Annotated in this window: 7 protein-coding genes and 1 pseudogene; 5 read left to right on the top strand and 3 right to left on the bottom strand. The window is 65.0% G+C overall.

What is annotated here, in order from left to right; all coding sequences use genetic code 11:
• Nucleotides 1–1,136, top strand: a 1,136-nt coding sequence (locus EN745_RS24460) for a Ppx/GppA phosphatase family protein (RefSeq protein ID WP_245487823.1), incomplete at its 5' end; no start/stop codon positions are given.
• Entirely contained in the window at nt 1,136–1,828 is a 693-nt protein-coding gene (locus EN745_RS24455; RefSeq protein ID WP_126054988.1) for an RlmE family RNA methyltransferase, read from the top strand. The genes EN745_RS24460 and EN745_RS24455, both read left to right, overlap by 1 nt.
• Nucleotides 1,829–1,987: 159 nt before the next feature.
• Here the strand turns inward: EN745_RS24455 and EN745_RS24450 are convergent, their stop codons facing one another.
• Entirely contained in the window at nt 1,988–3,409 is a 1,422-nt protein-coding gene (locus tag EN745_RS24450; RefSeq protein WP_127406607.1) for an MFS transporter, read from the bottom strand.
• 512 nt (nt 3,410–3,921) lie between these two features.
• Here EN745_RS24450 and guaB point away from each other — a divergent pair.
• The 3 genes from guaB to EN745_RS24435 are packed head-to-tail and all read left to right on the top strand — an operon-like array spanning nt 3,922 to nt 6,459.
• Complete coding sequence (gene guaB / locus EN745_RS24445) at nt 3,922–5,424, top strand: IMP dehydrogenase (protein ID WP_126054986.1); 1,503 nt, start codon at nt 3,922–3,924, stop codon at nt 5,422–5,424.
• The gene (locus EN745_RS24440) at nt 5,375–6,043 is read left to right on the top strand and encodes a hypothetical protein (protein WP_127422463.1); all 669 of its coding nucleotides are present in this window, start codon (nt 5,375–5,377) and stop codon (nt 6,041–6,043) included. Before guaB ends, EN745_RS24440 begins: the two co-directional genes overlap by 50 nt.
• The gene (locus EN745_RS24435; protein WP_127406605.1) at nt 6,040–6,459 is read left to right on the top strand and encodes an MAPEG family protein; all 420 of its coding nucleotides are present in this window, start codon (nt 6,040–6,042) and stop codon (nt 6,457–6,459) included. The genes EN745_RS24440 and EN745_RS24435 overlap by 4 nt, the downstream gene beginning before the upstream one ends.
• Nucleotides 6,460–6,651: 192 nt before the next feature.
• On the opposite strand, the gene rnd is transcribed toward EN745_RS24435, so the two are convergent.
• On the bottom strand, nt 6,652–7,803 hold the full coding sequence (gene rnd, locus EN745_RS24430) for a ribonuclease D (RefSeq protein ID WP_126054983.1): 1,152 nt from the start codon (nt 7,801–7,803) through the stop codon (nt 6,652–6,654).
• 73 nt (nt 7,804–7,876) lie between these two features.
• Nucleotides 7,877–8,134: pseudogene (locus tag EN745_RS24425) on the bottom strand (MFS transporter); the annotation flags it as partial.

Below are 8,134 nucleotides of genomic sequence, written 5' to 3'. Positions count from 1 at the left end.
ATCATGCCGCGACTGCGGGGCAATCGGCGCCCGCCGCCAGTGCGCCAGCCGGGCAGCCGCTGCCAGCGCCAGTCCCGCCGCCTCCGCCCGCCGCACAGGGCAGGCCGATGCAAAGCGGGCCGCGCCCGCCGCAGCAGGAACTGCCTGTCTTCGCCGCGCTCGATCTTGGCACCAACAACTGCCGCCTGCTGGTTGCAGTGCCGACGCGCCACGGCCAGTTCCGCGTCATCGACGCCTTCTCGCGCATCGTCAGGCTGGGCGAGGGGCTGACCGCAACCGGTCGGCTTGGTCAGGCGGCAATGGATCGCGCCGTCGAGGCGCTCAAGGTGTGCGGCGAGAAATTGCGCAACCGCAAGATCAGGAAGGCGCGGCTGATCGCGACGGAAGCCTGCCGCGCGGCCGAAAACGGTGTCGATTTCCTCGATCGTGTCGAGCGCGAGTCGGGGCTGAAGCTGGAGATCATCGACCGCCAGACCGAGGCCAGGCTGGCGGTATCGGGCTGCGGCTCGCTGGTCGAGCGTGACACGCAGGGCGTGGTGCTGTTCGATATCGGCGGCGGCTCCTCCGAGATTGCGCTGATCGACCTTACCGGCCATCGCTCGCCGCGGCTCGCCAACCACATCGTCTCCTGGACATCGTTGCCCGTCGGCGTCGTTTCGCTGGCCGAGCGCTTCGGCGGCCGCACGGTGACGCGCAAGACCTTCGCCGCAATGGTCGAGGACGTGGCGGCGCGGCTGAAGTCCTTCGATGGACGCGACCGGCTCGCGCATGTTCTCGCCAGTCCGAAATTCCACTTGCTCGGCACCTCGGGCACGGTGACGACGCTCGCCGGCGTCCATCTCGAACTTGAGCGCTATGACCGCCGTCGGGTCGACGGCCTGTGGATGGACCGGCAGAGCGTCGACCGCATGGTCGAAAAACTGGTCGGCTGGGATTTCCAGCAGCGTGTCGCCAACCCTTGCATCGGCGCCGACCGCGCCGATCTCGTGCTCGCCGGCTGTGCCATCCTGGAGGCGATCCGCGGCGTCTGGCCGTCAGAGAGGCTGCGCGTCGCCGACCGGGGCCTGCGCGAGGGCATCTTGAGTGAGCTGATGGCCGATGACGGCGTCTGGCGCAGTGACGGGCGGGGTCGCTAATGGCAAGGAAGCCGGAAAAGCCGGGTGGCGGCATTCGGGTGCTGAAGACCCGGATCAAGAAGAAGAGCGGCCTGAAGGAATCCTCGCGCCGCTGGCTCGAGCGCCACATGAATGATCCCTATGTGCAGCGCTCGAAAGCGGACGGATTCAGATCCCGCGCTGCCTACAAACTGATCGAGATCGACGACAAGCACCATCTGCTGAAGCCGGGCATGAAGGTGATCGACCTCGGCGCCGCCCCCGGGGGCTGGTGCCAGGTGGCGGCCGCGCGGACGAAGTCGACGGCGGAGAACCCGCATGTCGTCGGCATCGACTATCTGGAAATGGACGCCGTGCCGGGCGCCCCGGTGCTGCTGATGGATTTCCTCGACCCCGAGGCGCCGCAGAAGCTGTCGGAGGCGCTTGGCGGCCAGCCGGACGTCGTCCTGTCGGACATGGCGGCGCCCACCACGGGCCATCGCCGCACCGATCACCTGCGCACCATGCATCTGTGCGAAGTGGCCGCCGATTTCGCGCTCTCGGTGTTGAAGCCCGGCGGGCACTTCCTCGCCAAGACTTTCCAGGGCGGTGCGGAGAACGAGCTGCTGTCTGTGTTGAAGCAGAACTTCCGCTCGGTCCACCACGTCAAGCCGCCGGCCTCCCGCGACGAGTCGGTGGAGCTCTATCTGCTGGCGAAGGATTTTAAGGGCTAGCGCCTTTCCCTTCTCTCCTTGTGGGAGAAGGTGGCTGCGCAGCGGCCGGATGAGGGGCAATCCGGCTTGGCAAAGACGGCGATCCGTGGCGCACCCCTCAATCGTCTCGGCGCTGCGCGCCGATCCACCTTCTCCCACAGGGGGAGAAGGAGAGGCGCTTCACTTCCCCGGCGACCTCGCCGGTTCCAGCGTCTTTGGTGTTGCCAGCCGGCCATGTCCGGACACCGCGTTGCCGGCATCGGACGCCAGCCGCATGAACGTCAGCGAAGCCACCGCCGACACCGCCGCCACGATGAAAAAGGCGACATGGAAGTCGCTGAGTGTCAGCGGCCCGCCATGAATCGACGTCGAGACTTCCAGGATACCGCCGGCCAGCGCCACGCCGAGCGCGATCGACAGCTGCTGGAACACCGCCGTGATCGGCGTTGCCTTGCTGGTATCTTCGGCCGACACCTCGGCATAGGAGAGCGCGTTGACGCCGGTGAAGAACATCGAGCGGATGAAGCCGCCAACCAGCAATATGACAAGCATCAGCGCATAGGGCGTTTCGGGGGTGAACAGCCCATAGATGGCGATCGACCCGGCCGCGATCAGCGAGCCCGAAATAAGCACCCGGCGGAAGCCGGCAAGCCTGAAGATCAGCGCGGTGACGAATTTCACGCCGATGGCGCCGATCGCCGAAACGAAGGTGATCATGCCCGACTGGAATGGTGTCAGCCCGAAGCCGATCTGGAACATCAGCGGCAAAAGGAACGGCACCGCGCCGATGCCGATGCGAAACAGCGAGCCCCCGAGCACCGAGGAGCGGAACACCTGGTTGCGGAACAGATCCAGCGCAAGCAGCGGATTTTCAGCGCGCCTGGCATGCAGAAGATAGAGCACGCCCGACACCAGCCCGACCGCCACGGTGATGAAGCCGGCGATCGGCGGCAAGGCCGGCAGGCTGACCACCGACAGGCCGAAAACGACGCCCGATGCCGCAAGCCCGCTCAGCACGAAGCCGGGGAAATCCAGCGGCGGCGTCTCGGCGGGCTCGGTCTCCGGCAGGAAGCGGGTGGCGAGCCAGATGCCGATAAGCCCGATTGGCACATTGATCAGGAAGATCCAGTGCCAGGTGAAGTAGGTGGTGATGAAGCCGCCGATCGGTGGACCGACGAGCGGTCCGACCAGGGCCGGCACGGTCAGCCAGGACATCGCCGCGACCAGCTCGCTCTTCGGCGTGGCGCGCACCAGCACCAGGCGGCCGACCGGAGTCATCATCGCGCCGCCGATACCTTGCAGGAAACGGGAGACGACAAAGGCCGGCAGTGAATTGGATATGGCGCAAGCGACGGAGCCGAGGATGAAGACGGCGATCGCGGCGCGAAAGACGTTCTTGGCGCCGAAGCGGTCGGCCATCCAGCCGCTGATCGGAATGAAGATCGCCAGCGACACCAGATAGGCGGTCAGCGCCAGCTTGAGCGCGATCGGGCTGGTGTGGATGTCGACGGCGATCGCCGGCAGCGACGTCGCGATCACGGTCGAATCCATGTTCTCCATGAAAAGTGCGACCGCCAGGATGAGCGGAATGATGCGGTTCAAGGGAACGCCCTGATTTGTCTTCACGAATCCGGAGCCTGGCTTGGGGGCGAGCCGGCATGCCCGGGCGGTTATCACGCATTGGCCCGAGTGTCGCATTAAATTGCTGTCACTTTTGCGCGACCGCAACCCCTGGTGGCCATATGTCATCGGCATCACGGCAGTCGAGCCAATCAACGTTCCGACGCAACCCTAGATCAAAATGTAACAAGGGTGCCCGTCGAGTACCTGCTCGCGCCGGCGAAGAGATCGAGCATTCACCGATTCTGATCGCTGTGCCGCCGCCACCCAAAAAGCGGGCAATTGCGATCAGGTCATGCGACCGCAGTCCTTCGTGGCCGCCATCAGGGCAACCCAGCACTTGCGATGACATGCAATCATCGTCTTTTCAATGTCATCGCGACGTGTTACCAGCCAGCGCCAATCCTGAAAGGGAAGAAACGAGTCGGCGCTGTCCATAACGGTCCAGCGCTTTTTTGTATTCCCCAGGCTTTTTCGTGTTCGAAGGACTGGCCATGGCAAAAATCATCGAAACGTCCACCGGCGCGCTGGCGCTGACCTTTGACGACGTGCTGCTGCAGCCCGGTCATTCCGAGGTCATGCCCGGCGAGACCGACATCCGCACCCGCATCGCCGGCGACATCGACCTCAACGTGCCGATCCTGTCGGCCGCCATGGACACCGTCACCGAGGCCCGGCTCGCTATCGCCATGGCCCAGGCCGGCGGCATCGGCGTCATCCACCGCAATTTCTCGCCAGCCGAGCAGGCAGAGCAGGTCCGCCAGGTGAAGAAGTTCGAATCCGGCATGGTGGTGAATCCCGTCACCATCGGTCCGGACGCCACGCTCGCCGACGCGCTGGCGCTGATGCGCACCTACTCGATTTCGGGCATTCCGGTGGTCGAGAACGGCGGCACCGGCGGCCATACGGTCGGCCGGCTGGTCGGCATCCTGACCAACCGAGACGTGCGTTTCGCTTCCGATCCCTCGCAGAAGGTCTATGAGTTGATGACCCGCGAGAACCTGATCACGGTGAAGGAGAATGTCGACCAGGATGAGGCCAAGCGGCTCTTGCACAAGCACCGCATCGAGAAGCTGGTCGTCGTCGACAGGAAGGGCAATTGCGTCGGCCTGATCACCGTCAAGGACATCGAGAAGTCGCAGCTCAACCCGCACGCCACCAAGGATGCGCAGGGACGGCTACGCGCCGCCGCCGCCACCAGCGTCGGCGATGACGGCTTCGAGCGTGCCGAACGCCTCATCGATGCCGGCGTCGATCTTCTGGTCATCGACACCGCGCACGGCCACTCGCAGCGCGTGCTGGACGCGGTGACCCGGGCGAAGAAGCTTTCGAATTCGGTGCGCATCCTGGCCGGCAACGTCGCCACTGCGGAAGGCACGCAGGCGCTGATCGACGCCGGCGCCGACGCCGTCAAGGTCGGCATCGGTCCAGGCTCGATCTGCACCACGCGAATCGTCGCCGGCGTCGGCGTGCCGCAGCTTTCGGCGATCATGTCGGCGGTCGAGACGGCGCACAAAAAGGGCGTGACGGTGATTGCCGACGGCGGCATCAAATATTCGGGCGATCTCGCCAAGGCGCTCGCCGCTGGCGCCGGCGCCGCCATGATCGGCTCGCTGCTGGCCGGCACCGACGAGAGCCCGGGCGAGGTCTATCTGCACCAGGGCCGCTCGTTTAAGGCCTATCGCGGCATGGGCTCGGTCGGCGCCATGGCGCGCGGCTCGGCCGATCGCTACTTCCAGGCCGAGGTCCGCGACACGCTGAAACTGGTCCCGGAAGGCATCGAAGGGCAGGTTCCCTACAAAGGACCTGTGGCTGGCGTGCTGCACCAGCTTGCAGGCGGCCTGAAAGCCGCTATGGGTTATGTCGGTGGCCGCGATCTTGCCGATTTCCGAGAACGCGCCACCTTTGTGCGCATATCCAACGCCGGACTTCGTGAAAGCCACGCCCATGACGTCACGATCACCCGCGAAAGCCCGAACTATCCGGGCGGAATTTGATCAGGCCGCCGAGCCTGACCAACGGGATCGTTACAGGCTTTGGCGCAACCTGACGGCGACAGCGCTTCGGCTGTCGCGCCACACCGCAGCGCTCTCGTTCGTCACGCTGGCGGTCTTTGTCGCCATGACCCTGCTGGAATTCTTCTATTTCCGCCGCTTGAGCGGCGGACTGCCGTCGCTCGACATGCGCCTTGCCGGCTTCACCCCGGATGAAGGCATGGCCTGGCTCACCGCGCTTGGCCGGCGCGGCGGCGAGATCATCCTCGTTTGGCACTATCTGACCTTCGACCTCCTGTTCCCGGCGCTCCTGTCGCTGACCCTGCTCAGCCTCCTTCTGGTCACCGGGCGCCGGCTGGCCAAATTCCGGACGATGGCCGCCCCCGCCCAGTCGCTGTTGGCCCTCGTGCTCGTGCTGCCCTATACGCTGGCCGACTACGCGCAGAATCTCGCCGTGGCGCGGCTGCTGTCCGATTTCCAGACGGCCAATCCCGATTCGCTCGCCTTCGCCTCGGCCCTGACCGTCACCAAATTCGCGCTGCTGGCGATCCCCGTGAGCGTCATAGCGGTCTTCTACCTGGCGGATCAGCGGCAGGCCGGGCAGGGCGGCGAGCAGCCGTGAGCCAGACCGCGATCTTCTGGCCGATGCTGGCGCACGTTCTGCTGGTCTATATTGTCTATCTCGTGATGGCCCGGCGCCGGTACTTTGCCGTCAAGTCAGGCGAGGCAAAGGTCGGCCAGTACAAGGTCCGCACCACCGAGCCGGCCTCCTGCGTCACCGTCGCCAACAATCTGATCAATCAGTTCGAATTGCCGGTGCTGTTTCACGCGCTGTGCCTGGCGCTGTTCATGACCAACGGCGTCAACTATTTGACGCTTACGCTGGCGTGGATATTCATCCTGTCGCGCTACGCCCACGCCTGGGTGCATCTCAGCAGCAACAACCTGCGCCACCGCAGCTCCGTCTTCTTCTTCGGCGCGGTGGTTCTACTGCTGGCCTGGGTGTTGTTCGCGTTGCACCTTCTTGGGGCGGGCTGAATCGACCTTGGCTCACTTTCTCCCCTTGTGGGAGAAGGTGACCGAGCAAGGCTCGGTCGGATGAGGGTGTCGGACGGAGTGAAGCGCTGGCGACGCAAGTGCTTAAAATCGCTCGATTTTGCTACATCGCATTTCTTCCAGCCATCCGTCTCGGCGCTGCGCGGCGATCCATCTTGGGGAGAAGGGAAGATGCTACAGGTCGAACAGCGCAATCTTGCGCTTGTCGAACTTAATGCCGATCTCGCCGCGCACCAGCTTCAGCGCCTGTTCGCCGAACACCGCCCGCCGCCAGCCCTGAAGAGCCGGCACATCGGCATCCTCGCCCTCGGCCGCGATGCGGTCGATATCGTCGCTGGAGGCGAGCACCTTCGAGGCGACGCCTTCCTTTTCGGCGATCATGCGCAAGAGCACCTTGAGCAGCTCCGCCGCGGCACTCGAACCTTCGGGCGGCTGGAACGTCTTCGGCAGCTTCGGCATCGCCTCCCTGGGCAGGGCAAGCGCGGTGGTGACGGCGCCCAGCAGCGCCGTTGCGGTCGCCGAGCGCTCCCAACCTTTCGGCGTGGTGCGCAGCCGGCCGAGCGCGGTGGAATCGCGCGGCGCCTGCTGCGCGATCTCATAGATGGCATCGTCCTTCAGCACCCGGCCGCGCGGCACGTCGCGCTCGCGCGCCTCGCGTTCGCGCCAGGCGGCGACCGCCTGCACGATCGCCAGCTCCTGCGGCTTGCGCAGCCGCATCTTCAGACGCTTCCAGGCATCCTCGGGGTGCGGATCGTAGGTCTGGCGCGAGGTCAGCACCTCCATTTCCTCGTTGAGCCAATGGGCGCGGTTCTCGCGCTTGAGCTCGGCGCTGAGCTTCCTGTAGACCTCAATCAGATGGGTCACGTCGGCGAGCGCGTAGTCGAGCTGCTTGTCGGAGAGCGGCCGGTGGCGCCAGTCAGTGAAACGCGAGGATTTGTCGAGCCGGGCACCGGTGATGCGCTGCACCAGCTGGTCGTAGGAGACGCTGTCGCCGAAGCCGCAGACCATCGCCGCCACCTGGGTGTCGAACACCGGGTGCGGCATGAGATCGCCGAGATGGACGATGATTTCGATGTCCTGGCGCGCGGCGTGGAAGACCTTGACCACGGCCTCGTTGGCCATCAGCCGGAAGAACGGTTTCAGGTCGATGTCGGGCGCGAGCGGGTCGATCAGCGCGGTCAGGCCGGGCGAGGCCATCTGGATCAGGCACAGGATCGGCCAAAATGTCGTCTCGCGGATGAACTCGGTATCGACGGTGACGAATTCCGACTTTTCGAACGCGGCGATGGCGCTCTCGAGCTCAGCTTGGGTGGTGATGACGTGCATCAAATCGCTTTTAAGAACAAATTAGGTCCCTTTCAATTTCAGCCGCGGGCGCTTTCGTCAAGCCGCCGCAAGGTCATGGCTCGCTCGATCCATCGGAATCGCCGCTGCGCCGCGCCAGCCGCGCGAACACCGTCGATGTGCGCAAGAGCGCGGTGAAAGGGCTGCGTCTGTCGGCCGGCACGCCGGAGCGCACCTGCATGCGGTAGAGGATGACGAGGATCAGCACCGCATAGACGACGGCGCTGAACACAAACAGGGCGCCCGGTCCGAAATATTGCATCGCCGCCGAGGCCGCGAACGGGCCGCCGATGGCGCCGAAGGAGTAGAACAG

Source organism: Mesorhizobium sp. M4A.F.Ca.ET.022.05.2.1, from assembly GCF_003998845.1.
Lineage (GTDB): Bacteria > Pseudomonadota > Alphaproteobacteria > Rhizobiales > Rhizobiaceae > Mesorhizobium.
The sequence above is the reverse complement of the archived record's forward strand: the minus strand, read 5'-3'. Positions and strand labels throughout refer to the sequence as shown.

Excerpts from the sequence above, each read along its gene's own strand:
- EN745_RS24455 (WP_126054988.1), top strand. The coding sequence starts at position 1,136 with ATGGCAAGGAAGCCGGAAAAGCCGGGTGGCGGCATTCGGGTGCTGAAG.
- guaB (WP_126054986.1), top strand. The coding sequence starts at position 3,922 with ATGGCAAAAATCATCGAAACGTCCACCGGCGCGCTGGCGCTGACCTTT.
- EN745_RS24440 (WP_127422463.1), top strand. The coding sequence starts at position 5,375 with ATGACGTCACGATCACCCGCGAAAGCCCGAACTATCCGGGCGGAATTT.
- rnd (WP_126054983.1), bottom strand. The coding sequence starts at position 7,803 with ATGCACGTCATCACCACCCAAGCTGAGCTCGAGAGCGCCATCGCCGCG.